A 26,865-nucleotide genomic window follows, 5' to 3' on the forward strand; every position below is an offset into this window, starting at 1 on the left:
ACGGGACTTAGGTATTTTGCGCGGGAACCTTGGTCTTACGGGTGGGCCACGCGGTAGATAACGCCGTTGGTGTCATCAGAGACCAGCAGGGAACCGTCGCGGTTCACGGCCAGGCCTACCAGGCGGGCGAAGTGCGAATTATTGCTGTTGATGAGGAAACCAGTCAGGAAGTCTTCATAGCGGGTGGGTTGCCCATTCTCAAACCTAACCCGCACCACATTGTACCCTACAGGTTTGCTTCGGTTCCAGGAGCCGCGCATGGCTACGAAGGCATCGTTCTGGTACTCGGCGGGAAACTGGGTGCCGGTGTAGAAAAGCATCGCCATGGGCGCGGCGTGGGCCTGGTAGGTGAGCGTGGGCAGGGTGGTTTTTTGCAGGTACTCGGCGTAGGTGGTATCGCCCTCGGGGCGGTCTGCGGGGTTGTACTTGCCTTCGCCGTAAATGTAGGGCCAGCCGTAGTGTTTGCCTTGTTCCAGCTTGTTCAGTTCCTCTTTCTGCTCGTCATCGCCTAGCCAGTCTATGCCGTGGTCCATGCCCCACATCACGCCGGTCTGGGGGTGCCAGCCAAACCCGATGGTGTTGCGCAGGCCTTTGGCGTACACTTGCCGTGACAGGTTGTTGAGGTTCACTTTGAGCATGGTGGCGTTCTCTGGGTTGGGTTCCGGACAGGCGTTGCAGGTACTGCCCACCGAGAGGTACAGCATGCCGTCTGGCCCGAAGGCGATGGTGCGGTTGGGGTGCTGCCCGCCGTCTGGCAGGTCACTGAGGAGCATCTGCGGCGAGCCCAGCGTGCCGTCGGCCATGTTAATGTCGGCTACGTACAGCTCGTTCACGGCCGCAATGTAGAGTTTACCGCCCCTGATAGCCAGCCCGTGCGCCTGCCGTATGTTGGCCACGGTTTGCTTACGGTCAGATTTGCCGTCATTGTTGGTGTCTTGCAGCAGCGTAACGGTGCCCGCCTGCCGGTCTGAGTAATACACGTACCCTTCGGGGCTCACGGCCAGAATACGGGGCATGCCCAGGTTTTCGGCGAATTTGGCCACCGTAAACCCGGCGGGTACTTTAAGCTGACTCACGTTCTGGTCGGTGGCGGGGGCCAGGCCGGGGCGGTACACGTAGCCTACAATCTTGGTAGTGGTAGGGTCTTTGCCGGTTTCCGGAATGCTGGTTTCAAAGTCATCGTCGTCGCTACAGCCAGCCAGCAGACTTGAACATACGGTAAGCGCTAGGGTAAATTTTATCCATGCGTTCATAAAAATGGGGGTTAGTGAAGGGGGGCGTAGAACGCCTTAATCCCTTTTTCTAAACGAGTTATGTGGGTATTGGTTGATCTTTTGCTTTCGCTGTTGTTGATGCGGTGTCCTTTTGCTTTGTTGTACGCCGTTGTTGGTGTTATCACCAACAACCTGAAGGACGGCCCTTTTAGAAGGAAGCTCTGGTGCATGCCTTTTGCTTGTTGCTGGCGCGGCGGCTGGTGGATGCGGTGCCCTTATGCTTTATTGTTTCATGGCTGCTCTCCGTGCGCTCACGGCCGCGAGGCCCCGTCTTCCCCTCACGCACTGCCCTTTCGGCCTGCACAGCCTTTTGCGCTTAGTTCTGCCAATCCAGGGCCAAAAGCGAGGCGCGCTCGGGAAAGACTGGAAAAGGGGAAAGTAGCAGAAAACATTATCAGGTATCGTAGAAACCAGGCACTGCCTGATCTCTACGATACCTGAAGATAAAGTAGGGGCAATCTCTGGTGGTTGCCCTTTTCTATTCCCCAGAGAAGGTACGGACAGGTCGCGACCTGTCCTACGATAGCAGAAAACGTTATCAGCTAACGCAAAGGGCAACCACCAGGGATTGACCCTACAATTTTCTGGCAAATTCCCCTCTTTGGAGGGGTGAGTTCTGTCTCCAACCGCAATGCCGCCCACTCAAAAGGATACGCAGCGTCCGGAGGACCTGCGAGCGTCTGCTCCAACACCGTCTCCAATCCAGCCAATCCTGCTTTTCACTGCTGGGTCAATTCCAGAATTTCTGTACATTTAAAAACACAATCTTCGCGCCCCGTACTGCATGAACCTGACTGCCCTTTCCATTAAACAAAGCCTGAACAAAGCGTATCGTCTGCTCAAACCCAAACGTGATCATATTGAAGCCTTTAAGCACAACCTCATTACGCTGCTGGGCCAGATAGACGAAAAAGAAACCGAGGAGAACGTGAAAATCCACCTCATGGATTTCCTCAAGAACACCTGGTACAACCCTGAATTTCTGGTAGCCACCAAAGGCAAAACGGACTTTGTCATGCACACGGGCAAAGAAGCCAAAAGCCCCAGCGGGGTGCTGTTTGAGGTAAAACGGCCCACGAACAAGAGTGACATGGTCACGCGGCAGGATCTCAACCGGAAGGCGTTGCATGAACTGGTGCTGTATTACCTGCGCGAGCGCCATGATGAGCATAACACAGATTTGCGGCATCTGGTCATCACCAATATTTACGAGTGGTTTGTGTTTGATGCCGCTGAGTTTGAACGGGTGTTCGGCAAAAGCACTTCGCTCAAGAAAAGCTATGAATCTTGGAAAGCGGGGCAGAAAGTAAGCACCAACACAGACCTGTTCTACAAAGAAATTGCCAGGCCGTTCATAGACCAACTCACAGATACCCTCACGTTCACGTATTTTGACATCAGGGAGTTTGAAAAGCCGCTGCGCAACCAGAACCTGCAGGACGACAACAAACTCATTGGCCTGTTCAAGGTGCTGAGTCCGGTACACATGCTTAAGCTGCCGTTCACCAATGACAGCAACAGCCTGGACCGGGGCTTTTACGCCGAACTGCTGCACCTCATTGGGTTGGAAGAGGTAAAGGAAGGCAACAAGAAATTGATCCGGCGCAAACCGGCGGGCAAGCGGCAGTCGGGGTCATTGCTGGAGAACGCGATTCTGAACATTGAGTCAGAGGACCGGATGCGCAAGTTGCTGAACCCTGGCGCGTACGGGGCCACGGAGGAAGAACGCCTGTACAACGTGGCGCTGGAACTGTGCATTACGTGGGTGAACCGGGTGCTGTTTCTCAAGTTGCTGGAGGCGCAGTTAATTAAATACCACCGGCAGGACCAGCACCTCAAGTTCCTGAATTATGCCACCATTCCGCAGTATGATGAACTGAACAAGCTGTTCTTTCAGGTGCTGGCCAAACGGCCCCAGGACCGTACCGCCGCTGTGCAGCAGAAATACGGCAAAGTACCGTACCTCAACAGCTCCCTGTTTGAACCCACTGAGATGGAAGATGACATCATCCGGATCAACAGCCTGGATGATCTGGAGACGCTGGATTTGTACCCCGGCACGGTTTTGCGCGATGCCAAAAACAAACCGCTCACCGGCCAACTGAATGGACTGGAATATTTGCTTCGGTTTCTGGAAGCGTATGATTTTGCCTCTGAGGGTCGCGAGGAAATACAGGAGGAAAGCAAAACGCTCATCAACGCCGCCGTGCTTGGCCTCATCTTCGAGAAGATAAACGGCTACAAAGACGGCTCCATTTACACGCCCGGCTTTATTACCATGTACATGTGCCGGCAGGCCATCAGGCTGGCGGTGGTGCAGAAGTTCAAGGACGCGTACGGATGGCCTGCAGACAGTTTTGACGACCTCAAGAATTACCTGGCAGACCACAAAGGCACCGCCAAAGTGCTGGAGTTCAACCAACTGCTCAACGGCCTGCACCTCTGCGACCCCGCCGTGGGTTCGGGGCACTTTCTGGTGAGTGCCTTAAATGAGTTTATCTCCTGCAAAGCCGAACTGGGTTTGCTAGCCGATGACAAAGGCGTGCGCCTCAGCGATTACCAGGTGACGGTAGAGAATGATGAACTGCTCATCACCAACCGCGACACCGACGACCTCTTTGAGTACACGGTGCAGCCATCAGCGCACGGCGCGGGCTTCAAGATAGACCCCGAGGTGCAGCGGGTGCAGAAAACGCTCTTCCATGAAAAGCAGACGCTCATTGAGAATTGTTTGTTTGGGGTAGACATTAACCCCAACTCGGTGAAGATTTGCCGGTTGCGGCTCTGGATTGAGTTGCTCAAAAATGCCTATTACGCCCCGGTGGTAGTGGAAGAAAAGACCAACGCCAGCCCGGTGTGTTATGCCCAGGAACCGGGTATGCGCGAAGGATTTTCTTCTTCCTCATCGGCGTACACGCCGGAAATGCACTTGCAGACGCTGCCCAACATTGACATCAACATAAAGCAGGGCAATTCGCTCATCAGTAGGTTTGCGCTGGACGCTGATTTGAGCAAGGCCCTGAAGAGCGTGAAATACAACGTGGAGCAGTATCGCAATTACGTGCAGGCTTACAAAAACACGCACAACAAAGAGCACAAGCGCGAACTGGAGCAGATCATTGGCCGCATTAAAACCGATTTCAGGGTCGAAATCACCAAAACAGACCCAAAACAGCTTAAGCTGAACCGCTTAAACGGCGAACTGGTGAAGCTGACCACGCAGGTAGGCATCTTTGAACCCAGCGCAAAAGAGAAGAAAGCCACCAAGCTGCAGCAGCAGAAACTGGAGCAGGACATTGCCAAACTGAGCCAGGAAATTGAAGACATCAAGAGCAACGCCATCTACCGAAATGCCTTTGAATGGCGCTTCGAGTTTCCGGAAGTGCTGGATAACGAGGGCAACTTTGAAGGCTTCGATGTGGTGATTGGCAACCCGCCGTACATCAGGCAGGAAGAATTCTCTGACCTAAAACCGTACCTGAAACAGCAGTACCAGGTGTTCTCCGGCTCCGCCGATTTGCTGGTGTATTTTATAGAAAGAGGCATTTCTGTGCTCAAACCCAACGGCATCTTCGACTTTATCATCGCCAACAAGTTTATGCGCGCTGGTTTCGGCAAACCACTGAGAACGTGGCTGCAGCAGTACCAATTAAAGCAAGTCATTGACTTCGGAGATTTGCCTGTCTTTGACGAAGCCACCACCTACCCGTGCATTTTATCTGTGCAGAAACAAAAGCCCGAAGTTGAGTTTTTAGCCCTGAACGTTGAAAGTCTTTCCTTTAAAAGCTTAGTAAAGTATGTGCAGGAAAACAGCATGCTTTTAACCCAAAATAGCTTAAGCGATGAAAGTTGGAATCTGGCACAACAACAGGGGCATGATTTGTTGGAAAAACTTAGAAGCTCTAGTACTCTGCTAGGTCAATATGTAGAAGGAAAAATTTATCGAGGAGTATTAACCGGTTATAATGAGGCTTTTGTAATTGATGAGGAAACCAAGAAAAAACTTATTGAAAGAGATTCAAATAGTGCCGAAATCATCAAACCATTTTTAGCAGGTAAAGATGTAAAACGATTTCAAAGTGCATCAAAAACTAAATATTTAATTCTTTTCAAAAACGGCTTTACCAAAGGTAGATTCGGGAAATTACCGGAAGCTGATGCATGGAGTGAAATAAATAATTCCTATCCAGCCATAGCTGATTATTTGTCCAATTTCGAAGTCAAAGCAAAGACCAGATTTGATAAAGGGGAATATTGGTGGGAGTTGAGAGCCTGTGCCTATTATGATGAGTTTGATAAACCTAAAATTGTTCTTGCTGAGATAGCAAAGCAAAATCAATTTATAATTGAGGAATCAGGTATTTACTATGATACAACAGCTTATATAATTGTAAATACCGAAGAGTATCTTTTAGGGCTTTTAAACTCAAACTTGTTATTGTTCTTCTTTAAGAAAATCAGCTCTGAAATAAGGGGTGGTTTCTTGAGATGGAAAAGGCAGTATCTGATTCAACTTCCCATTGCCAACGCATCAGAAGAAGAGAAAGAAACCATCACCCTCCTCGTCAACCAAATCCTCACCGCGAAAAAAGAAAACCCACAGGCAGACACCTCGGCGTGGGAGCGGGAGATAGACCAGCGGGTGTACCAACTCTATGACCTCAGCCCCGAGGAAATTGCCCTGGTAGAGCAAGGCTAAGCAACCTCGCCGGGTCCTTTCTTAAGCTAAATAAAAGGAGCCTTCCGCCCGTCTCACCCCAAGACCGGCCGAAGGCTCCTTTGTATTACTCGGCGTACGGTTGGGCCGCGCACGTGCCATCCCCAAAATTGACGGTGCTTTTCTGGCCGGTGGTTCTCTCTATCAGAATTTTGCCCTGCACAGGCTTGATGTTGGCTGGGGCGGCGCAGGTTTTCTTCAGTACTACCGGCGCCACCAGTTCCGCTTCAAACGCGCCGTTCTGCTTCAGGCAACTGTACTCGGCGTCAAAAACTTCCACCACATCATCAGACGTGTCATAGGGGGTGGCGGTGCCCGCCGTCTGGTGCGTAAGCCGGTTCGCCGAGTACCGGAAAGAACCCCCGTTGGCCGGAAGCACTTGCGCGTTGCTGCTCACCAGCCGCATTACCTGCGTTTTGCCCGCTACCTGCTGCATCTGGAACGCAAACGCCCCTTCCAGCGTGGTGCCGTTCACCTGGTAATTGTCCAGGTAAATGACACCTTCCAGGTTCAGCTTATTGCTGGTAAACATGGAAATCTTACCGGTTCGGGTTTTCCCGTCCAGGCACGTCCCGCCGGTGAACGTGAACGTGGTTTCCAGACCGTCGGGGTCCAGGGCATTCTGCACCTGTGAACAGGCCAGGAAATTGCTGCCGTTGGGGTAGGTGCCCCTTACCAGCAGTTCCATCTCGGTGGCAATCTGTTCTATCTGCACCAGAGACTGGTCCCACTCCGTGAGGGTCTTGCTGGGTGGCAGCGTTTGGTCCGCATCATCTTCTGAACAGGCAAACGATAAAAACGCCAGAGCCAAGACATACGCCAGGGATTTCACTAAAGCTTTCATACACGTAAAAGGATATAAGTTGATGTTACAGGTTCAAGACCCGTGCCTTCTGAGCGGCAGTAGTCTGGTTTAATTTCCTCTAACAGACAGCAACTACCTGCGCAGCCCCTATGCCCTTACTCTATTTCGGGTTGTAGCCCTGTTTTTCCAGAACCAACCCGGAAATAGCCTGCCTGAAACCGAAGCGGCATTCGGTAGGGTAGGAGTTGGTTACTGGTTGTTTCTGTTGGTAGTTCCAGGTAAAACTGCAAAAGCCCTCGCTCGCCTCTGGCGAGTGTGAGCTACCTGCGGCCTCTGGCCGCTTTTCTGCATTTTATGGTAGTACATGATGTAGCGGCGGGACGCCGCAGGTAGCTCACACTCGCCAGAGGCGAGCGAGTGAATGATTTTAGATAGTCCACTCATCTGAGTGACGAGCTTCTGAAAAACAAAGTGTAGAAGACTAGCAGCAGTTGTCTTCTACACTTTGTTATTTCAGAAGCTAGGGCTTTCAATAAAAATCCCGTTTAGAGGCTGTTTTCGTAAAAACAACCCCTAAACGGGATGCATGCAACGCCAGCACTGGGTTTATCTTACTTTTTCTGCGAAGTGCGCTAAATCCTGAATGAACTGGTCTACATAGGTTTCGGGCGTAGCCCAGGACGTGATAATCCTGATGGCGGAATAGCCTTCCTGCATTTTTTTCCAGACAAAGAACCCGTACGTGTTAGAGAGTTCCTGAATGAGCGCATCTGGCAGAACAGGGAAAATCTGGTTTGTCTCAGATTGCGTCAAGAACGTGAATCCCAGGGCCTGTACCTGCCGGGCAATGCGTTGCGCCAGTTCGTTGGCGCGGCCGCCTAAGTCAAACATGAGGTTGTCTCGCAGCAGCTCGGCAAACTGAATCCCGAACAGCCTTCCTTTGGCCATGAGCGCGCCCCGTTGCTTGATGTGGTATTTGAAGTCTTTCTGGAGGGTTTCGTTCGTAATGACAATGGCTTCGCCAATTAAACCGCCGCACTTGGTGGCGCCCAAGTAAAAGATATCGGTTAAGGAAGAGATATCTGCCAAGGTAAGGTCGTTGCTTTTGGCAGACAAAGCCATGGCCAGCCGGGCGCCGTCTAGGTAGAGCAGCAGGTTGTGCTGGCGGCAAAACGCCGATAGTTCCTCCAATTCCTGCTTCAGGTAAATGGTGCCAATCTCAGTTGAGTTAGAGATGTAGACAATTCTGGGTTTCACGGTGTGGTACTCGGGAAACTTGTTGATGAGCGGCCTTATGTCGTCGGGACGCAATTTACCATCGGGCGTAGCCACCGTTTCAATCTTGTGCCCCGTGGCTTCAATGGCCCCCGCCTCATGGTTGTTGATGTGCCCCGTCTGGGCGCAAATCACAGATTCATACGATTTCAGGAAAGCACTCAGCACAATCAGGTTCGCCAGTGTGCCCCCGGCCACCAGATGCACCTCCAACTCCGGCTTCCCGCACAACGCCCTGATAGCTGCCACTGCTTCCAGAGAGAATTCATCGTTGCCATAGCCCGGCTGCTGCGTCAGGTTTGAATCGGTTAACCGCTGAAGAATGTTGGGGTGGCAGCCTTCGCTGTAGTCGTTGGTGAAACTGTAAAGCATACGCGTGTTTGTTAAGATACTACTGAACCACGCCAAAGATACACCTGAATTCCAACATGCCGCACTTTCAAGTTTCCCTCGCTCGCGTCCCGCGAGTGTGAGTTACCTGCGGTCTCTGGCCGCTTTATGAACGTTTATCAAAAAGAAGCAGAGAAGCGGCCAGAGGCCGCAGGTAGCTCACACTCGCCAGAGGCGAGCGAGGGATTTTACATCTCCATCATTTTGAGAGGGCTGTCTGGACAGGCGCTGCTGTAGAGATAGCTTTCCGGTTCTGTGACAAGTCCGGCTCTGACTGGGTTCTGGTGAATGTACTCTGTCTTTTGCTGCCAAAGCGCGGGAGAGTTGAGTAAAACAGGATGGTTGGTGTACTGCCAGAACTGATACTTGCTGTATTGCTCCTTGCGCAAAGCATAATGCTGGAACAGGTTGAGCAGCCACTCTTTTCTACTTTCCTGTGGGTTTTCCTCAATAGCCGCTATCAATTTCTTGGCGGTATAGCTCTTGAACCTGCCTAACAATTCTGTCAAATCTTTTTCAGCCCTACGTGCTACCAAATGCAGATGATTGCTCATGACCACATAAGCAAAAAGCTCTAAATGTTCCTTCTGCTGACAATACCGTAAGTTCTCTACCAGAATTTCTTTGTATTCTGCTCTGGTAAATACATCTGCCCAGCCCACTACGGTTAACGTAACAAAATAGGCTTCCTCTGGAGACGTACGGCGGAATTCACTCATAGCATACGGGTTTAAACACCAGTATTTTACGGGAATAAACTCTAATGGTAAATCCCCTCGCTCGCCTCTGGCGAGTGTAAGCTACCTGCGGCCTCTGGCCGAGTGATGATACTTTGCTGCATTTTTTTGAATTGCTTTCTACGCGGCGGGACGCCGCAGGTAGCTCACACTCGCGGGACGCGAGCGAGGGACGATTTTGGGTAAGCCCCAAAAACGAGCTTTCCCATGCGCCAACTGGGGGAAGGCGGCATGGGAAAGACGTGGGGGAAAAGAACGGTTTGTTACGCGACGGCTTTGCCTCCTAACTGGGTAGAAGATTGGCAGAGCCAGTCAAAAGCATCTTTGGGGGAGTAAAAAAACTGGAGGTCATAGCAGACGTCAGACGTCATCAGGCAACATTCCAGGCTGCGGGCGTGATGCGGGTTGCGGGGAACCACAATGGCCAACTGTTGCACATGTTCTTCGCAAAGCACGGGAATTACCTTGTGCGTGAGCCAGAACAAATCCTGGGGTGTGGGATTACCCCGGTTAGTATTGTCTGAGATTATCTTTTTGGCTTGGTGCTGTCGTACCAACTGTAGAGTGGCTTCCGTTCCTTCTTTGTATTCCGCTTGAGAGGGAGGTTTTTTCCAGGTTAATTCTAGGATTTGGTTTTGAGGAAAATAGGAAATAACAAACAGCGGTGTTTGCTGGAGAAGTTCGACCTTGTGTTTCATAATGTCTTTATTAAAATTGCATCATATATAGATAAAGTTTAAATGTATGGTGTTTTTAATGGATGAGAATGACCTAAGTACCCCTTGAATAATATTGTTGATGAGGTAGAAGCGTATTTAAGTACTTATACTTAGTTTCTGGAAAAAAGATAGAGAAATAGCTATAATTAGGTTATTAAATCTAATAATTTGTAAAGAATACCACGAGAATGGAGGGTTATGTTAAATAAAGACTAGGCTGCGTTGCTTTAAAAGACACAAGAAAGTGGAGGATAAGCGGTGCAGATGTGAAATGTAGGATTATTTGAAAAGCATGTATTCTTATGCCCAGAGCTTTAGATTCTTTCTAACCGGCCTTTTACCGCTAAGCTTTGGTTAAAGCAATTAGAGGAGGAACTACGAGTTGGAAATAAAAGGACCTCTTCTTTTATTTGTGTTCACGTTACTTCCGTTTTCTATGCTGACCATTTACCACAACAATCGCTGCAGCAAAAGCCGCCAAACCCTGGAACTGTTGCAGAATGCCGGGCAAGAAATGCAGGTGATTCCCTACCTTACCAGCCCTCCCTCAGCGCAGGAATTGAAAGACGTGCTGGCCAAGTTGCAGCTAGGTCCCGAGGATATTATCAGAAAAGGGGAGAGGCTCTACAAAGAACAGTACGCAGGCAAACACCTCACCCAGGAGGAGTGGCTACAGGTGCTGGTAGAGGACCCCGTGCTGATAGAACGCCCCATTGTGGTACACGGCGACAAAGCCGTCATTGGCCGTCCACCCGAAAACGTGTTAACTATTCTGTAAGGCCGGAGCTTCATCTGGCGGCGGGACTAGGCCGGTATTCTGGTTTACGGTGGTAATCTGAAGGTCATGCCGGGACAAAGACCGAACTGCTAATATGACGCTAATCACGGTTAAAACCGCTCCCATCAGAAACGGGGCTCCCGGAAAATACACCGGGGCTTGCTTGCTGGTGAAATAAGCGAAAAGGTACGTCATCAAGGGTGGCCCCACAATGGAAGTGGCGCTCACCAGACCGGTCAATCCGCCCTGGAGTTCGCCCTGCTCGTTGGCCGGCACCTGGGTAGAAATGATGCCCTGTAACGCCGGGCCCGCAATACCACCCAGGCAATACGGTACCAGAATGACAAACATCATCCATTGCTGCGTCGCGAACGCGAAGAGCAGAAACCCTACCGCGTACAGCATCAACCCGAAGTACACCGACCGTTTTGGCCCCAGTTTGGGGTTAATGAACCGGATAAGCCCGCCTTGCACAATGGCCACCATCAATCCTATGGCACCCAGCGAGTAGCCCACCCAGGCCTCATCCCATTTAAATTTTTCCATGGTGTAATAAGACCAGGTGCTTTGCGTGGAGTGCGCGGCTATGTACACAAAAATAAGGGAGCCCACCAAACCCGCAATGACGGGGTAGCGCTTCAGTTGCAGAAGGGAGCCCACCGGGTTAGCGCGTTTCAATTCAAACGGACGGCGGTGCTCAGGATCCAGAGACTCGGGGAGAATGAAGTAGCCGTACAGCCAGTTAAGCAGTGTGATGGCGGCGGCGGCATAGAACGGCACCCGTGACCCAAACTGGCCCAACACTCCGCCAATCACCGGCCCAATAATAAACCCAACCCCGAAGGCCGCGCCTACCATCCCAAAGTTCTGCGCCCGCTTCTCGGGGGTGCTTATGTCCGCGATGTAGGCCGTGGCGGTGGTCATGCTGGCACCCGTAATGCCCGCAATGATGCGGCCTACAAACAGCCAGCCTATGTTGGGTGCCAGCGCCAGCAGAATGTAGTCCATGCCAAACCCGAACAAGGAAAACAAGAGTACCGGCCGCCGGCCGAACCGGTCCGATAAATTGCCCAGCACCGGCGAGAACAGGAACTGGGTCACCGAGTAAGCAAACATGAGCCAGCCCCCATACAAAGACGCCTCACTCAGACTCCCGTGAATCAATTCACTGATGAGCCGGGGCAGCACCGGAATAATAATCCCAAACCCGATGACATCTATCAGCAGTGTCACAAAAATGAATCCTAAAGCAGCTTGGCGTTGACCTTTCATCGTTTTTCCTCGGTTTCCAGAATTGGCAATAAAAACAGAAATCCGGCAAAAATGAGAAATAAATCCCAGCCTAAAAAAGCCGCACTCCGCCATAATTCACCGAGGCTTGAAATCAATTCATCGAGGAAATAAAAAGATTCAGCGGGTTAAAGCTGGCTTTAATCTAATATATGGTATAAAAGATGTTTAAAAGTTCATATTTAAAGCAACGTTGAAAAACAACAAGGGAACTTAGAATATGAAAAAATACATTTTAGCGATTGCACTTTCCTTCACTTTTATTGGCTTGACCGTAGCGGAGACAACTCCTACAGCTACCGCCACTGCCCGTGAAATGGCCAATGCCCTGCAACTGAACGAAGCGCAATACCTGAGTATCAAGAAACTAATCACGGCTAGATTGGAAGAACTGAAAAACGGCAAAGCCGAAGCGACTTCCATTGACGAGAAATTCACGACAGCTTTGGCTCAGCTCCTCAACGCCAAGCAACAAGAAGCCTACCAAGCCTTCGCCAAGACGCACCCACTGCCGCAATTAGCGCAGGCCAAATAATAGCTTAATTTCCTTTATTGCCAGACCTGCTCTCCCAAAGGGCAGGTCTTTTTTTTACGTGCAAAGCTCTTTCCGCTCGTTACATGTAAAGCCCTTTGCGCTCTGATTTCACTAAAACAATGTAGAATTCCCTCGCTCGCCTCTGGCGAGTGTGAGCTACCTGCGGCCTCTGGTCGCGTGAAAGTACTTGTAACAATTCTGCATTTTTCTCTTACGCGGCGGGACGCCGCAGGTAGCTCACACTCGCCAGAGGCGAGCGAGTGTTTTTCACTGTTGGTATTATCATATTAGCCTGACGGCTGTGGTGATAGAACCAACAACTTCAAACCTGTTCAGTTTATTGGCATTTTGTGAGAAGGAGCCGATAAAGGATTGTTGGTGAGAACACCAACAATGGCGCGGGAAAACCCAACTTTGGGGAATGGTACTACTTGAGACAGCTCTCCCTTTGATAGAGCGCATGAAATATCAAACCGCAGAAGTGCGGCCCATTGCCCTAAAAAAGAAATCCCCACTCTACCGAACAGGCCGAGTTGGGGATTCAACTTATAAAGGGAAAAATCTTACAGGGAACGTAACCAGGCGGTGATTTCGTGTTCGGTTTTCCCCAGTTTCTGCTGGAGTTTTCCCAACCACTTATCTTGCTGGCCTTCGTCATACGTTAGGTCATCATCGGTGAGGTCGCCGTAGGCCATTTTCATTTTACCTTTCATCTCGTTCCAGGTACCTCTTGATCTATATTCTGCTTCTTCGTGCGTGCTCATATATGTATATGGTTAAATATAGGAATGTGGTTATTTACGCAACAGCACAGCTCAGGTTCTCTCTGTAAAGCAAATTTCGGGCTTAAAATCAGGCGTTTTGCACCGTAAAGCCTTAAAATGCTTGTGGGGTAAGTAGTTACATAGTAAGCATTATTTTCCAGAAATGCTAACTTTTTAAGCCTTTAATGAAATCCCGAAGGGCGGACGAATCCTGGAAATCTGTGAGGGCGTAGTCCAGGTGTTGGATTTCTTCCCGAAGGCCTTTTTTGGCGCTCCTGAACTTGGTTTCCATCTGCTTGGGCGTGCCGCCGAACTCGTGGTACAACTGCGCATCTGGGCCCAGGTAGTAGTTGCTGTGCTCGTCTTCCATCTCCCTGATCTGTTCCTGCAACAGGTGTACGTAGTAGGTGAGTTGGTCTTCGGGCACCTGCGTGAGCAGTTGCTCCTGTTCGTGCATGAATTCCATCTGGAGGCGCAGCAACTCAAAGAAATCATCTTGGTGGTAGGCGATGGTCACCTTCTTCATGGCCTCTTCCTTCCAGATGCGCGCGGTAGCGTTCCTTTCCTTGTCGGGGTGCAGCAGTTTGGCCAGCGTAGTATACAACCGCCGGCTGGCCTTGCTGATGTTCTGGAGCTGGGCTTTCAGTTTGGCTTCTTTGGCCTGCTGCGCCTTTGACTTCTGCCGGTGCGTACGCTGCGCTTCCCGTCTTTCCTGTTCTTCCAGCATCTGCTGTTCCAGCTTGGCCTGAAACGCTTCCAGGTTAGACAGGTCTTCCAGGTTCACGTCCAGCCCCAGCACGTTTTTCAGGAGGTGCTGGGTTTCGGCCTTGGTAGCATGTGGGTTGTTTCCTAGGGTGGGCACCGGATCTGTGTAGCGTTGCATGAGTTCCGTGAGTTCTTCCTGGTCATACTGGTGCACCAAACTGGTAGCCTGGTTCTTGATAAAGTCCGCCAGTTTTTCCTGCTCCAATTTCGAAAAGTTTTCCTGCTGATAGGCGCCATCCAGTAAACGCACCAGTGCCACCCGTCGCGTCACCATCTCACGCACCAAAGGCTGAATCTCTTTCTGCACCCGCGCCCGCGCCAGGTCAATGATACGCGCCCGCTCCGCCATCTGCCCTTTGAGGTGGTCAATGGTTTGGATGCTGGCATTGAACTGCTGCTGCAACGCAGACAACGAGACTTTTTCCTGCGGCGTAAACTGGGGAAGCTGGTTGGGTTCAGGGGTGTCAGGCATGGATGTTGAAACTGGAGATGATTGTGTGTTTAAAGGGCAATCTATGGCGCGGATTTACTTCGATGGCTTATGAACACAAGTCACGGAAGTAACTTCCGCGCCATATTTCTCACTTTATCAATAGCAGATACTTCCCCTTTGAAGAGGGCGTAGGGGGATGTTTACACCACCAGTAACACGCATAGCAACGATACTGGCGCAGACACTCGTAGGTCTTTCAGACATTACGAGGACTTTGAAGCAAGCAACATTGCGTTGACAAGCAAAAACATTCCTCTTAGTGTAAGAGGGGTTCCCGAAGGGCGGTGCGGTTTACGCCTTTACCGGAATCTGCTTCAGCGTCTCCAACAGGAAACCCCAGAACTTTTGCACGGAGCTGATCTGCACTTTCTCATCTGGCGAGTGCGCGCCGGTGATGTTCGGGCCGAAGGAAATCATTTCCATCTGGGGGTAATTCGCGCCCAGAATACCGCACTCCAGACCGGCGTGGCAGGCGTTCACGTGCGGTGCTTCCTGGAACATCTCCTGGTAGAGGTTGGTCATGGTTTGCACAATGGTGGCCTCCGGATTTGGTGTCCAGCCGGGGTAAGAACCTTTCTGGGTAACGCTAGCGCCTACCAGTTCAAACGTGCTTTGGATGGCCTGGGCTAAATCTGCTTTTTCGGTGTCTACCGAGGAACGGGTAAGGCATTGGATGGAGTAAGAGCCATCTTTCACTTCTACCCGGGCCAGGTTGTTGGAGGTCTGCACCAGCCCCTCAATGGCCGGACTCATGCGGTGAATGCCGTTGGGGCATGCGTACAAAGAGCGGAGCAGTTGGTTCTGGAAATCATAGGAAATAGCGGCTTCCGGTAAATCCGTAGGTTCGGCGAGCAGTTGTAAATTGGGGTCGGTGAAGGCGTATTCGGCTTGCAGGATTTCGGCCTGTTTTTGCAGAAACTGCTCAAAAATCTCGGCTTTGGCTTCCGGAACGGCCACCTCGGCAAATGACTCGCGCGGAATGGCGTTGCGCAGGCTGCCCCCGTCAATGCTGTGCACGCGGGCGTTGAATTTATCGGCGGCCTGGTACAAAATGCGGTTCATCAGCTTGTTGGCGTTGGCCCGACCTTTATGGATGTCCATGCCCGAGTGACCGCCGGTAAGGCCCGTAATGCCCACGCGGTAAGCGGCAAAGTCAAACGGAATGGTTTCCTCGTTGTAAGAACCGGTTGCGGTCACGTCCACCCCTCCGGCACAGCCGATGGTGAGTTCGCGGTCATCTTCGGTGTCCAGGTTGAGCAGGATGGTGCCGGTGAGCAGTCCGCCTTTCAGGCCCATGGCTCCCGTCATGCCGGTTTCCTCGTCAATGGTGAACAGCAATTCCAGCGGCGGGTGCGCAATGTTCCGGGAGGTAAGCAGGGCCATCATGGTGGCCACGCCAATGCCGTTGTCAGCACCCAGGGTGGTGCCTTTGGCTCTGACAAAATCGCCGTCTACGTACATTTCAATGCCTTGGCTGTTGAAATCGAAGTCGGTATCGGCGTTTTTCTGGTGCACCATATCCAGGTGGCTTTGCAGCACCACGGTCTGGCGGTTTTCCATGCCCGGCGAGGCGGCTTTCCGGATGATGATGTTGCCCACGGCATCGGTGATGGTCTCAAAGCCCTGGCTGTTCCCGAAGTCCTGGATGAACTTGATGATACGTTCTTCTTTCTTAGACGGACGGGGTACGGAGTTCAAGGCCGCAAAGTGTTGCCACAGGGCTTTCGGTTCTAGAGATTCTATCTGGGTGCTCATAAATAAGTCTTTGATTGTTAACCTAGTAAGAAGCGGGTAAACTTCTTATAGGCGTTGTTGGAGGTACGTGTTGCCCGGGTAAAGGTACTAAACAGAACGAATTACCGCCGGGCAAATGCGGTTATTTCAGTTACCGTTTACGGGCTGCTTACTTAAAAGTAAGGTAAAAATGCATCTTCCAGCGGGTCTTCAGCTTTGCCGATGTGCGGGTCTTTTGAACCCCTTTTATAAAAAGAGGGTAAAAAGAGATTCTACTTCGCGTATCTGGTTTCAAGGGAGCGGGTACGTGATTCTACAACACACAACTACTAAAAAGACTATGGCAAATAAGATGAGAGCCGCTTTCTATGACGCCTTCGGAAGCCCCGAAAAAATCAAGATCGGTGAATTGGAAATCCCTGAATTAAAAGAAGGCGAGGTGCTGGTACGCGTGAAAGCCGCTGGGGTAAACCCCGTAGACAATGCCGTACTGGCCGGTTGGTTAAGCAGCTTCTTGCCCGTGCAGTTTCCAGCTATCCCGGGCTGGGACATGGCCGGCGTGGTGGAAGACCGCGGCTTCAGTGCCCGCCGCTTCAGCGTAGGCGATGAAGTGTACGCCTACGCCCGCCGCCCCGAAGTGCAGTGGGGCACCTTCGCGGAGTACATCGTGCTGCCGGAAAGTTACCTCGCGCATAAACCCAAAAACCTGAGTTTTGAAGAGGCCGCGGGCATTCCGCTGGTGGGACTCACCGCGTATCAATCCATGTTTGATGCCGGACGACTGCAAGCCGGCCAGACCGTGCTGATTTTAGGCGCCTCCGGCGGAATCGGGAACCTGGGCATCCAACTGGCCAAGTGGAAAGGCGCTACCGTTATTGGGGTAGCCAGCCAGAAAAACCATGCGTTCATGCAGGAACTCGGCGCAGACCACACCATAGATTACAATGGCACCCACGTGGGCGAAGCCGTGAAGGCAATCTTCCCAGACGGCGTAGACCTCATCTTTGACGCTGCCAGCGGCGAAACCCTGCAACAAAGCCTTATCGCTTTGAAACCCAGCGGCAAGTTGGTTTCTATTCTGAACACCGGAGGGGACTTAGATAAGAGCATTGATTTCACTTACGTCTTCGTGGAGCCCAACTCCACTGAACTGGAGCACCTGCGGGAATTGGCGGAGGCAGGTACCTTGAAAGTACACGTAAGCGAAACCTATTCCCTGGACCAAGCCAGAGAAGCATTAGAGCAGATTGCCAGCCATCATACCAAAGGTAAGATTGTGGTGGTGCCGTAAATAAAAAGGTAGGGGCAATCCCTTGTGGTTGCCCCTACATTATCTGATTTTATTCCCCTCCTCGGAGGGGTAGGGGTGAGTTAATTATTCACCAATTTGTACTGGTCTGGGTTGTAGCGTTCACCTATGTTCGGGTATTTGGCTAGCAAGCCTTCCAGCCCATTTATGTCATCTATGGAGAGGTGCACGTCTACGGCCGCGGCGTTTTCCTCCAGGTATTTTCTGCGTTTAGTGCCGGGAATGGGGATAATGTTTTCGCTTTGCGCTAATACCCAAGCCAGCGCCAGCTGGGCCGGAGTGCAGTTCTTGTTTTCTGCAAACTCCGCGAAGGCCTGGGCCAGTTTCTGGTTGTTGTCCCAGTTGTCCTGGTTCTGGAAGCGGGGCAGTGATTTGCGCATGTCGCCCTCAGGCAGGTTTTCCAGGTTCACTGTATTGGTCACCAGTCCACGTACTAAAGGGCTGAAGGGTACAAACGCAATGTCCAGTTCCTGGCACAGCGGAATGACTTCTTTCTCGGCATCGCGGGTGAGGAGGGAATATTCAGACTGTACGGCGGCAATGGGATGCACGGCGTGGGCCTTCCGGATGGAGGCTGCCGAGGCTTCTGATAATCCTAGGTACCGCACTTTCCCTTCCTGCACCAGTTGGGCCATGGCCCCTACCATTTCCTCTACGGGCACGTTGGGGTCAATGCGGTGGGCGTAATACAAGTCAATCACGTCCACTTTCAGGCGTTTGAGGCTGCCTTCCACGGCGGTGCGCATGTAGGCAGGGGAGCCGTCAAACCCCATTTTCCCGTCGGGGGTATGGGTGAACCCGAATTTGGTGGCGATGAAGATTTTGTCTCGGTTGGGCACCAGCACCTGCGAGATGAGTTCCTCGTTGTGGTGCGGGCCGTAGACATCGGCGGTGTCCCAGAAGTTGATGCCCAGTTCCAGGGCGCGGTGCAGGGTGGCAATAGATTCAGCATCGTCGCGGGAGCCGTAGGCTTGGCTCATGCCCATGCAACCCAGTCCCAACGCCGACAGCTTTTCGCCGGTATTTCCTAATTCTCTGTATTTCATAAGCGGTTCAGTTTTGCTTCTCTGTTTAGAACCCTTTTCTACGAAAAGGACTGCGAACTGGCTCAGGATTCGAGTATTTAATAGCATGAACCTGCAACCCTCGCTCGCCTCCGGCGAGTGTGAGCTACTTGCGGTGTCCCGCCGCTTCAAAAGTCCAACAAGATTCACCACTCGGCCAGAGGCCGAAAGTAGCTCACACTCGCCGGAGGCGAGCGAGTGGAAATCTTTAAGAATTCTCTTGGGGCCTAGCTAAAGATTCATCTGATCTAAACGGCCATTCATGGTTTACTTTCGCCTTAATAAAATAGACGATTGCCCCCAAGGTAATCACCACCAAACCAGAAACCACCATGGTTAAACCAGTAGAGAGCAGGATACCTATCCACATGAGCAAGGCAATAATCACCGGTATTGGGAACAGTGGCATCTTGTAAGGAAAGTCCTCTTTGGGGCGGTTTTTCCGGAGGAGGAGCAAGCCTACCCCTTGTCCTATGAATTGAATCAGAATGCGCATGGCCAGAATGGCGCTAATCACATCGCTCAACCGGAACAACATGCTGAACACAAACGCCACTCCGCCCAGAAACAGCAGGGAATAATGTGGGAAATGCTTGGTAGGGTGCAGTTTGGCGAAGACCTTGAAAAAAGCCCCATCGGCGGCGGCGGCGTACGGAATGCGGGTATAGCCCAGCGTAGCCGAAAACACGGAGGCAAACGCCACCCACAGAATCAGCACGGTCACAATAGTAGCGGCGGTGTTTCCGGCCAGGCGTTGGATAAACAAGCTCACCACAAACTCGCTGTCTTTGGCTTCCTGCCACGGCACCACGCTCACCACACTAATGTTCATGAGCAGGTACAGTGCCGCGATGCCCGCAATGGAGTAGAACATGCTGCGTGGAATGTTTTTGGTGGGGTTCTTGATTTCAGCGCCTAAATGGCAGATGTTGTAGTAGCCCAGGTAACTGTACACCGTTTTCACGCTCGCAAACCCAATGACGGCCACAAAGCCGTAGTTGACGGTGAGGCCGTCGTTCATTTCGCGGAGCGGTTGCAGGAAATTGCCGTTTACTAGTCCGCCGCCAATGATCCAGGCCATGGTGAGCAGCACGCCCACCCACAGCAGCACGCTGATTTTGCCAATAGACTCAATCTTTCGGTACAGCAACACCACAATCAGAATCACCACGCCGCCGCTCACTAGTTTAGAAGAAACCGTGGTCAACGGCACCAGGTACGAGAAATAAGACGCAAACCCGATGGCCGCCGATGCAATGACCAACGGGGCCTGAATCATGGTCTGCCACACAAACAGAAAACTCATGAATCGGCCCGCGCCGCGTTCGCCGTAGGCTTCCTTCAGGAAATTGTAGCTGCCGCCCGCCCTCGGGAACGCTGCCCCCAACTCGCTCCAGATCATGGCATCCACAATGGAGAGCACCGCGCCGGCAATCCAGGCATACAGGAAATACGGTCCGTTCATCATGCCAATGACCATGGGCAGCGTGATAAACGGCCCGATGCCCACCATGTCAATCATGTTAATGGCCGTGGCTTGCGCCAGCCCCAAGCGGCGTTCTAAGTGAGGTGCAGACATGTAAAAGTAGAATCAGATGAGATGAGTTTGGTTCGCTAAAGATGCATCTTTTACGGGCTAACTGCATGGATAGTCTGGTTTCTAGCAGGAAAGCTGCTTTTGTTTAGGGGCCAGTTTGCAGGAAATAGCCCATACACCACATGCCGCAAGTTTGAGCGCACATGCCGCAAGTTTGAGCGCAGCGGTAACTTGTGGCTTTTCTGGATAGCCAGTTTGTAACTGGCGTAGTTTAAACCAGTTGCACATATGTTTAAAAGCCAGTCGCAAACTGGCACAATGGTACCCACAAGTTACCGCTACGCTCAAACTTGCGGGATAGGAGGGTAAGGGGCACCCACAAGTGGATGGGATGCTCAAACTTGCGGGATAAGTTGGGGATAAGAATTCTTTTTTGCCCTGATTCTCAGAAAAAGGTCGAAAAGCGGCCATTCTCTTTGCGCTTCTGGAATCTCCCTTATCTTTGAAAACCAAACCTTTCTAACGCATCTTTCTCCTCAACATGAGAAAACTTTTCCTTCTCGCTTTCCTGCTTTGCCAGTTCTCGGCCTTCTCCCAAAAACCGAAGTATGATTTAGTCCGCTGGGTAAACCCGATGATTGGGACCCACAAGATGGGCCACACCTACCCCGGGGCTACGGCGCCCTTCGGGATGGTGCAGCTCTCCCCAGATACCGATACTATTCCTTACGAGGTGAACGGAAGTTACAACAAAGACGTGTACAAATATTGCGCGGGGTATCAGTACGATGACCCTACCATTGTGGGCTTCAGCCACACGCACTTCAGCGGTACCGGGCACTCAGATTTAGGCGATTTCCTGCTCATGCCCACCACCGGCAAACTACAACTGAACCCTGGCACAGAGGTTAAGCCGGAAAGCGGCTACCGGTCCAAATTCTCGCACAACAATGAACGGGCGGAACCTGCCTACTACAGCGTAAAATTGGACGACCACAACATCCAGGCGGAGCTCACCGCCACTAACCGCGTGGGCATGCACCAGTACACTTTTCCTAAATCAGAAGAAGCGCACATCATCCTGGACTTGATGCATGGTATCTACAACTACGAAGACAAAAACACCTGGACGTTCCTGCGCATCGAGAACGATACCTTGATTACCGGTTACCGCCAGACCAACGGTTGGGCCCGTACCCGCACCGTGTATTTCGCGATGTCGTTTTCGAAGCCATTTACCTCCTACGGAAACAAAGACTACAGCAAGGCCCAAGTCTACAAAGGCTTCTGGCGGAAGTTTGACCAAAGCAAGAACTTCCCCGAGATGGCCGGCAAACAGCTCCGCGCTTACTTTAATTTCAAGACCACCGAAGGGGAGAAGATTAAAGTGAAATTCGCGCTGTCGCCGGTGAGTACAGAGGGCGCCTTGGCCAACATGCGCGCCGAGATTCCGCATTGGGACTTTGACCGGGTAAAAGACGAGAGCCAGGCCCAATGGAACCAGGAACTAAGCAAAGTACGCGCCACTCTGCCCACCAAAGACGACTACATCAACTTCTACACCGCTCTGTACCACACCTTCCTGGGGCCCACCACCTACATGGACGTGAACGGCCAATACCGCGGCCTGGACCAGAACAACCATCAGGCGAAGGACTTCACCAACTACACCACCTTCTCGCTCTGGGATACCTACCGCGCCCTGCACCCTTGGTTCAATGTGGTGCAGCCCAAACGCAACGCCGACATGGTGGAGTCCATGCTGGCGCACTATGACCAGAGCGTGCACAACATGCTTCCCGTCTGGTCGCACCACGCCAATGAGAACTGGTGCATGATCGGGTACCACAGCGTGTCGGTGATCTCAGATGCCATCATGAAAGGTACCTACACCGGCGATGCGAACCGCGCGCTGGATGCCTGCGTAGCCACCGCCCGGCAAGGCTACTACGATGGTATCAATTTCTACATGCAACTGGGCTACGTGCCCGAAGACAAGAACAGCTCCTCCGTCTCCAAAACGCTGGAGTACGCCTATGACGATTGGTGCATCGCGCAGATCGCGCAGAAGTTAGGTCGCCAGGATATTTATCAGGAATTCAGCAAGCGCGCCCAGAACTGGAAAAATGTGTATGATAAATCTATCGGGTACATGCGGCCGAAGTTGAGCAACGGCACGTTCAAGAAAGAGTTTGATGTGCTGAGCACCCACAACCAAGGCTTTATTGAGGGCAACGCCTGGAACTACAGCCTCTACGTGCCGCAAGCCCCACAAGAGATGATTCAGACCATGGGCGGAAACGCCAAGTTTGTGCCCCATCTGGACTCGCTCTTCACCATGCACTTACCGGATGAGTTCTTCAAAGACACCGAAGATATTACCCGCGAAGGCATCATCGGGAACTACGTGCACGGTAACGAACCCGCGCATCACGTGGCGTACCTCTACAACTGGACAAACCAGCCCTGGAAGACGCAGGAACGCGTACGCATGATCCTGAAGAAGCAGTACCAAGCTGCCCCAGACGGTCTGGGCGGTAATGACGACTGCGGCCAGATGAGCGCCTGGTACCTGTTCAGCTCCCTCGGGTTCTATCCGGTGGCACCAGGCTCTGAGCAGTATTCCTTAGGAAGTCCGGCGGTGAAAGAAGCCACTATTCAACTAGAGAATGGCAAGACCTTCCAGATCGAGGCCAAAAACCAGAGCGAGAAGAACGTGTACGTGCAGAAAGTGGAATTAAATGGGAAAGTCTTAGGACAACCGATTTTGAACCACTCAGACCTGGTGAAAGGCGGAAAGCTTACCTTCTACATGAGCAGTAAACCAAAGAAGTGAGAAGCCTTTTAAAGACAAATCCACGAAGCGTTTTCGGTCAGTTTTCTCAGAAACTGACCGAAAACGCTTTTTCATTTCAAGGTAACCTAAAACCTCTGGCGCGAGACTCCAGTCTCGCGCCAGTACCCATGAATATGTTCTGGTGCTATTTTTCAAAAACATGCCCAAAACAAAATATTCTTTCTATCTTCTCTTCCCGCTAACAACTGAAAACCGACAACTAACAACTATAACCCGCCACCGCCATGGACCAGCGCATCATCAACCTGTTTGACGAGTACACCCACGTACCCCTCACCCGCAAGGAGTTCATCACTAGACTAGCCAAACTGACGGGCAGCCTCACGTTGGCCATGTCGCTTCTGCCCATGTTGGAGAACAATTATGCCCAGGCCGCTACAGTTGAGGACAAAGACATCCAGACGGAAGACATCACGTACCCTGGGGCGGAGGGGGTGACTATGAAAGCATTTCAGGCGAAGCCTAAGAAAGGCAAGAAGTTAGGCACCGTGATGGTGATTCATGAGAACCGCGGACTGAACCCACATATCAAAGATGTAACCCTACGGGTGGCGCAGGCCGGGTATCTGGCCATTGCACCAGATGCGTTATCGCCCATGGGCGGAACACCAACCAATGAAGATGAAGCCCGGGGATTGTTCGCGAAGCTAGATGCCCAGCAAAACCTGAACAACTTCCTGAAAGGGCTGGAGTATCTACAGAAGAACCCGAATGGCAACGGCAAAACCGGTGCGGTGGGGTTCTGTTGGGGAGGCGCCTTAGTGGGGCAATTAGCGGTGCATTCACCAGAACTGGATGCCGCGGTGGCGTATTACGGCCGTCAGCCCGAGGCAGCAGATGTTTCCAAAATCAAGGCCGAGATGCTGCTGCATTATGGTGGCTTGGACGAACGGGTGAATGCGGGGATTCCTGCCTTTGAACAAGCCCTCAAAGCGGCCAAGGTGAAGTACCAACTCTACGTGTACGAAGGTGCCAACCATGCCTTCAACAACAACACTTCTCCAGCCCGTTACAACGAGGCCGCCGCAACTCTTGCCTGGCAGCGTACCTTAGATTTATTCGGCCGTAAACTTAAATAGAAAGAGTACAGAGAAGCGAAGTGCGTTTTTCGCATGTTCATTGGATGGGGCAGAGAAGTCTTTTCTTCTATCTTTACCCGTGATGCATTAAAATTGAAGAAACATGAGTACCTATATCGTGAATGCCAGCTTTGAGGCAGACAAAGAACATGAAGCGTATCTGGCAAAGAAGTGCCAGCATGATTACGAGGAAAGCCACGGTGCCCCAGGGCTGATTTCCTTTGACATCTGGCGGCGTGAACACCCCGGCACCGTTGAATATATCTTGGTTTCTAAGTGGAGCGGCAAAGATGACTTCAAAGCCTGGATCTCTAGGCCAGACCACGTACAGGGGCACAAAGAACAGCGCCAAACGCAAGAGCAGGAGAGACCAAAACTCACCAAGAAGCTGACCTATTTTGAGAGTGTTTTGTAGAAAACGGCCTTGAAACAGCTGGCAGATACTTACCTTGCACCACCAAACAGAAGCTCCCCTTCCTGAACTCCATTTAGGAGCCCGGGAAGGGGAGCTTTGTTTGGTTTGTTCTCTATTTTCTGGAAAATAGAGAACAAACGAACTCTGACTAAATCCACTCAGGACTCAAGACTCAGAACTCAGGACTCAAGACTACAAGTGCTTACTGGTTCAGATAGATGGTGAAGGTAGAACCTTTGCCTTCTTCGCTTTGCACTTCTATTCTATCGCCGGAGTTGTCCAGTATCTTTTTGACCAGGTACAAGCCTACCCCAGAGCCCTCTACGTGATCATGCACGCGCCGGAACATCCCAAAAATCTTGCTGAACTGGTCTTTTGGAATACCCAGGCCGTTGTCGGCTACGGACAGCACAAAAGTACCTGATGAGGTGAGAGTGGTGCTGATGCTTACCTCGGGGGTGCGTTTTGGGTCTGCGTATTTAATAGCGTTGGAGATGAGGTTATGCAGGATGCTCCGCAGGTTTTTGCGCGAATACAGTAGGTGGTCAATGGTTACTCCCTCGGTTATGATATGGGCGTGGGAAGCATTGATGAAGGTGCTCAGATTGACTGTTACCTCTTCCAGCAGATCTGAGAGGCAGACCGGTTCAAAGACGTGCCTTTCCGGCTGAAGTTTGGTGATATCAGCTAAATCTGAGATGACCTTTTTGAGAATTCCAATAGACCCCTGCATGAGGGTTAGTAACTGCTGGTGTTCTTCTCTGTGCTCTCCCAGGTCTTCCTGCAAGGCGGTGAGCAGGCCTTCCAGATTGGTGATGGGGGATTTGAGGTCATGCGAGGCGGTGTACACAAAATTGTCCAGGTCATTGTTGATTCTGACCAGGTCTCTGTTCTTTTGGGTGAGTTCTTCGTTGCGGCGGCGTTCGGTGAGGTCGCGGGTTACTTTGGCGAAGCCCAGTAAACGCTGGTCTGAGTTATACACTGGCGAGATGACCACGTTGGCCCAAAAAGCGGTTCCGTCTTTCCTGATGCGCCAGCCCTCATCTTCAAACCGACCTACTTCCAGGGCCTTGGTCAACTCAAACTGCGGAAAACCGTTCTCAATGGCTTCGCGGGCGTAGAAAATAGAGAAATGTTTGCCAATGATTTCTTTGGCGGTATACCCTTTGATGCGCTCGGCCCCGGTGTTCCAACTGGTAATGTACCCGTCTGGGTTGAGCATGAGAATGGCGTAATCCTGCACGCTGTTGATGAGCAGGCGGCTTTTTTCATGGCTTTCCTTCAGTTCTTCGTGCGTCTGGAAAAGCTGTTGCTCCAGTTTCCTTTTCTCTGTGAGGTCTCTGGTGATTTTAGAGAAGCCCAGCAGCTCCTTCTGTTTGTTGTAGATTGCCGTAATGACCACGTTGGCCCAAAAAGCCGATCCGTCTTTGCGGTACCGCCAGCCTTCGTCTTCAAAGCGGCCTACTTCGCGGGCCAACTTCAGTTCATATTCGGGGAACCCGGTCTGAATGGCCTCTTTGCTGTAGAATTTAGAGAAGTATTTGCCTATGATTTCACTGGGTTCATAGCCTTTGATTTTTTTGGCGCCTTCGTTCCAGGTAGCCACGTTACCGGCCGGGTCCAGCATGAAAATAGCGTAATCGGTGACGCCTTCTACCAGCAGCCTGAACCGCTCTTCGCTTTCTTTCAGTTCCTCGTAGGCTTTGAACAGGTCGTCTTCGGCCTTTTTGCGTTCAGACAGGTCACGGGTAATTTTAGAGAAGCCTATCAGTTCTTTCTGGGGCGTGAAGATGGCCGTGATAATCACGTTGGCCCAGAAAACAGAACCGTCTTTGCGTACGCGCCAGCCTTCGTCTTCAAACCGGCCCAACCGTTTGGCTTCCCTCAGTTCAAAATCTGGGTAGCCGGTTTCCTTGGCCTGGGCGGTGTAGAAATGCGAGAAGTGTTTGCCTATGATGTCTGCTTCTTCGTACTGCTTAATTCTTCTGGCCCCGGCGTTCCAGGTGGCTACATGGCCGGTGGCATCCAGTAAAAAGATGGCATAGTCCGTTACGTTCTCAATGAGTAGTCTATAACGGTCTTCTGTTTGCGAGATGGGTAATGGTTTAGAGTGGACTTCTGTATCTTCTGTATTCATGTTTTTTTCTGAAAGCCAAAAAGATGCTATGTGCCTCGCCTTTTAACGCCGGTATAAGGTATCCAAATATCTGTTATTCTGAGCAGAAAGATGGCAGATGTGGTTTTATTACTATGTTTTTCCTTTTATAAGTACACAAGGTCCTCCGCTTACGGCCAAATCTAACTATAGTTGCACCTAAAAAAGAGGTT

General features: G+C 51.5%; 19 protein-coding genes. 7 read left to right on the plus strand and 12 right to left on the minus strand.

The window, feature by feature from the left end:
• Positions 1–35: 35 nt before the first annotated feature.
• Positions 36–1,253, minus strand: a complete 1,218-nt coding sequence (locus tag ACY0JR_RS15920) for a PQQ-dependent sugar dehydrogenase (protein ID WP_462635112.1) — start codon at positions 1,251–1,253, stop codon at positions 36–38.
• Positions 1,254–2,058: 805 nt separating this feature from the next.
• Between ACY0JR_RS15920 and ACY0JR_RS15925 the strand changes: the two genes are divergently transcribed.
• Complete coding sequence (locus ACY0JR_RS15925) at positions 2,059–5,973, plus strand: type IIG restriction enzyme/methyltransferase (protein WP_462635113.1); 3,915 nt, start codon at positions 2,059–2,061, stop codon at positions 5,971–5,973.
• An 85-nt stretch (positions 5,974–6,058) separates the two neighbouring features.
• On the opposite strand, the gene ACY0JR_RS15930 is transcribed toward ACY0JR_RS15925, so the two are convergent.
• The 4 genes from ACY0JR_RS15930 to ACY0JR_RS15945 form a co-directional block, all read right to left on the minus strand.
• On the minus strand, positions 6,059–6,835 hold the full coding sequence (locus ACY0JR_RS15930; RefSeq protein WP_462635114.1) for a hypothetical protein: 777 nt from the start codon (positions 6,833–6,835) through the stop codon (positions 6,059–6,061).
• Between the two features lie 567 nt (positions 6,836–7,402).
• The gene (locus tag ACY0JR_RS15935) at positions 7,403–8,443 is read right to left on the minus strand and encodes a threonine aldolase family protein (protein WP_462635115.1); all 1,041 of its coding nucleotides are present in this window, start codon (positions 8,441–8,443) and stop codon (positions 7,403–7,405) included.
• A gap of 206 nt (positions 8,444–8,649) precedes the next feature.
• Positions 8,650–9,180 (minus strand): REP-associated tyrosine transposase, encoded by a 531-nt coding sequence (locus ACY0JR_RS15940; protein WP_462635116.1) that lies wholly within the window; start codon positions 9,178–9,180, stop codon positions 8,650–8,652.
• A gap of 281 nt (positions 9,181–9,461) precedes the next feature.
• A complete protein-coding gene (locus ACY0JR_RS15945) occupies positions 9,462–9,896 on the minus strand; it encodes a hypothetical protein (RefSeq protein ID WP_462635117.1) in 435 nt (144 codons plus the stop codon).
• 457 nt (positions 9,897–10,353) lie between these two features.
• Between ACY0JR_RS15945 and arsC the strand changes: the two genes are divergently transcribed.
• On the plus strand, positions 10,354–10,695 hold the full coding sequence (gene arsC / locus ACY0JR_RS15950; protein ID WP_462635168.1) for an arsenate reductase (glutaredoxin): 342 nt from the start codon (positions 10,354–10,356) through the stop codon (positions 10,693–10,695).
• Here the strand turns inward: arsC and ACY0JR_RS15955 are convergent.
• Positions 10,681–11,967: a TCR/Tet family MFS transporter gene (locus ACY0JR_RS15955; protein WP_462635118.1), complete on the minus strand. Its 1,287-nt coding sequence runs from the start codon at positions 11,965–11,967 to the stop codon at positions 10,681–10,683. The genes arsC and ACY0JR_RS15955 overlap by 15 nt on opposite strands.
• 238 nt (positions 11,968–12,205) lie before the next feature.
• Here ACY0JR_RS15955 and ACY0JR_RS15960 point away from each other — a divergent pair, with 238 nt between their 5' ends.
• Positions 12,206–12,520: a hypothetical protein gene (locus ACY0JR_RS15960; protein WP_462635119.1), complete on the plus strand. Its 315-nt coding sequence runs from the start codon at positions 12,206–12,208 to the stop codon at positions 12,518–12,520.
• A gap of 563 nt (positions 12,521–13,083) precedes the next feature.
• Here the strand turns inward: ACY0JR_RS15960 and ACY0JR_RS15965 are convergent.
• The 3 genes from ACY0JR_RS15965 to ACY0JR_RS15975 all read right to left on the minus strand — a co-directional run bounded on the left by ACY0JR_RS15965 (position 13,084) and on the right by ACY0JR_RS15975 (position 16,297).
• Positions 13,084–13,284: a CsbD family protein gene (locus tag ACY0JR_RS15965; RefSeq protein ID WP_462635120.1), complete on the minus strand. Its 201-nt coding sequence runs from the start codon at positions 13,282–13,284 to the stop codon at positions 13,084–13,086.
• A 166-nt stretch (positions 13,285–13,450) separates the two neighbouring features.
• Complete coding sequence (locus ACY0JR_RS15970) at positions 13,451–14,521, minus strand: J domain-containing protein (RefSeq protein ID WP_462635121.1); 1,071 nt, start codon at positions 14,519–14,521, stop codon at positions 13,451–13,453.
• Positions 14,522–14,833: 312 nt separating this feature from the next.
• Positions 14,834–16,297, minus strand: a complete 1,464-nt coding sequence (locus ACY0JR_RS15975) for an aminoacyl-histidine dipeptidase (protein WP_462635122.1) — start codon at positions 16,295–16,297, stop codon at positions 14,834–14,836.
• Between the two features lie 319 nt (positions 16,298–16,616).
• Between ACY0JR_RS15975 and ACY0JR_RS15980 the strand changes: the two genes are divergently transcribed.
• Complete coding sequence (locus ACY0JR_RS15980) at positions 16,617–17,567, plus strand: NADP-dependent oxidoreductase (RefSeq protein WP_462635123.1); 951 nt, start codon at positions 16,617–16,619, stop codon at positions 17,565–17,567.
• 80 nt (positions 17,568–17,647) lie between these two features.
• On the opposite strand, the gene ACY0JR_RS15985 is transcribed toward ACY0JR_RS15980, so the two are convergent.
• Positions 17,648–18,631: an aldo/keto reductase gene (locus ACY0JR_RS15985; protein WP_462635124.1), complete on the minus strand. Its 984-nt coding sequence runs from the start codon at positions 18,629–18,631 to the stop codon at positions 17,648–17,650.
• Between the two features lie 226 nt (positions 18,632–18,857).
• Positions 18,858–20,228, minus strand: coding sequence for an APC family permease (locus ACY0JR_RS15990; RefSeq protein ID WP_462635125.1), 1,371 nt, complete (start codon positions 20,226–20,228; stop codon positions 18,858–18,860).
• Between the two features lie 499 nt (positions 20,229–20,727).
• Between ACY0JR_RS15990 and ACY0JR_RS15995 the strand changes: the two genes are divergently transcribed.
• The 3 genes from ACY0JR_RS15995 to ACY0JR_RS16005 all read left to right on the plus strand — a co-directional run bounded on the left by ACY0JR_RS15995 (position 20,728) and on the right by ACY0JR_RS16005 (position 24,537).
• Positions 20,728–23,022 carry a GH92 family glycosyl hydrolase gene (locus ACY0JR_RS15995; protein WP_462635126.1) on the plus strand — a complete coding sequence of 765 codons (2,295 nt, stop codon included), beginning with the start codon at positions 20,728–20,730 and terminating at the stop codon, positions 23,020–23,022.
• A gap of 245 nt (positions 23,023–23,267) precedes the next feature.
• Positions 23,268–24,122, plus strand: coding sequence for a dienelactone hydrolase family protein (locus ACY0JR_RS16000; RefSeq protein ID WP_462635128.1), 855 nt, complete (start codon positions 23,268–23,270; stop codon positions 24,120–24,122).
• A gap of 103 nt (positions 24,123–24,225) precedes the next feature.
• Positions 24,226–24,537: an antibiotic biosynthesis monooxygenase family protein gene (locus ACY0JR_RS16005; protein WP_462635129.1), complete on the plus strand. Its 312-nt coding sequence runs from the start codon at positions 24,226–24,228 to the stop codon at positions 24,535–24,537.
• A gap of 202 nt (positions 24,538–24,739) precedes the next feature.
• Here the strand turns inward: ACY0JR_RS16005 and ACY0JR_RS16010 are convergent, their stop codons facing one another.
• Positions 24,740–26,674, minus strand: coding sequence for a PAS domain-containing sensor histidine kinase (locus ACY0JR_RS16010; RefSeq protein ID WP_462635130.1), 1,935 nt, complete (start codon positions 26,672–26,674; stop codon positions 24,740–24,742).
• Positions 26,675–26,865 lie beyond the last annotated feature (191 nt).

The sequence above is a fragment of the Rufibacter sp. JT3400010 genome, assembly GCF_054956755.1.

What these genes read in the sequence shown, in the direction of transcription:
- ACY0JR_RS15930 (WP_462635114.1), bottom strand. Translation starts at nt 6,835, where the DNA reads ATGAAAGCTTTAGTGAAATCCCTGGCGTATGTCTTGGCTCTGGCGTTT.
- ACY0JR_RS15975 (WP_462635122.1), bottom strand. Translation starts at nt 16,297, where the DNA reads ATGAGCACCCAGATAGAATCTCTAGAACCGAAAGCCCTGTGGCAACAC.
- ACY0JR_RS15940 (WP_462635116.1), bottom strand. Translation starts at nt 9,180, where the DNA reads ATGAGTGAATTCCGCCGTACGTCTCCAGAGGAAGCCTATTTTGTTACG.
- ACY0JR_RS15980 (WP_462635123.1), top strand. Translation starts at nt 16,617, where the DNA reads ATGGCAAATAAGATGAGAGCCGCTTTCTATGACGCCTTCGGAAGCCCC.
- ACY0JR_RS15955 (WP_462635118.1), bottom strand. Translation starts at nt 11,967, where the DNA reads ATGAAAGGTCAACGCCAAGCTGCTTTAGGATTCATTTTTGTGACACTG.
- ACY0JR_RS16000 (WP_462635128.1), top strand. Translation starts at nt 23,268, where the DNA reads ATGGACCAGCGCATCATCAACCTGTTTGACGAGTACACCCACGTACCC.
- ACY0JR_RS15985 (WP_462635124.1), bottom strand. Translation starts at nt 18,631, where the DNA reads ATGAAATACAGAGAATTAGGAAATACCGGCGAAAAGCTGTCGGCGTTG.
- ACY0JR_RS15965 (WP_462635120.1), bottom strand. Translation starts at nt 13,284, where the DNA reads ATGAGCACGCACGAAGAAGCAGAATATAGATCAAGAGGTACCTGGAAC.
- ACY0JR_RS15995 (WP_462635126.1), top strand. Translation starts at nt 20,728, where the DNA reads ATGAGAAAACTTTTCCTTCTCGCTTTCCTGCTTTGCCAGTTCTCGGCC.
- ACY0JR_RS15960 (WP_462635119.1), top strand. Translation starts at nt 12,206, where the DNA reads ATGAAAAAATACATTTTAGCGATTGCACTTTCCTTCACTTTTATTGGC.
- ACY0JR_RS15935 (WP_462635115.1), bottom strand. Translation starts at nt 8,443, where the DNA reads ATGCTTTACAGTTTCACCAACGACTACAGCGAAGGCTGCCACCCCAAC.
- arsC (WP_462635168.1), top strand. Translation starts at nt 10,354, where the DNA reads ATGCTGACCATTTACCACAACAATCGCTGCAGCAAAAGCCGCCAAACC.
- ACY0JR_RS15945 (WP_462635117.1), bottom strand. Translation starts at nt 9,896, where the DNA reads ATGAAACACAAGGTCGAACTTCTCCAGCAAACACCGCTGTTTGTTATT.
- ACY0JR_RS15920 (WP_462635112.1), bottom strand. Translation starts at nt 1,253, where the DNA reads ATGAACGCATGGATAAAATTTACCCTAGCGCTTACCGTATGTTCAAGT.
- ACY0JR_RS16010 (WP_462635130.1), bottom strand. Translation starts at nt 26,674, where the DNA reads ATGAATACAGAAGATACAGAAGTCCACTCTAAACCATTACCCATCTCG.
- ACY0JR_RS15990 (WP_462635125.1), bottom strand. Translation starts at nt 20,228, where the DNA reads ATGTCTGCACCTCACTTAGAACGCCGCTTGGGGCTGGCGCAAGCCACG.
- ACY0JR_RS15970 (WP_462635121.1), bottom strand. Translation starts at nt 14,521, where the DNA reads ATGCCTGACACCCCTGAACCCAACCAGCTTCCCCAGTTTACGCCGCAG.
- ACY0JR_RS16005 (WP_462635129.1), top strand. Translation starts at nt 24,226, where the DNA reads ATGAGTACCTATATCGTGAATGCCAGCTTTGAGGCAGACAAAGAACAT.
- ACY0JR_RS15925 (WP_462635113.1), top strand. Translation starts at nt 2,059, where the DNA reads ATGAACCTGACTGCCCTTTCCATTAAACAAAGCCTGAACAAAGCGTAT.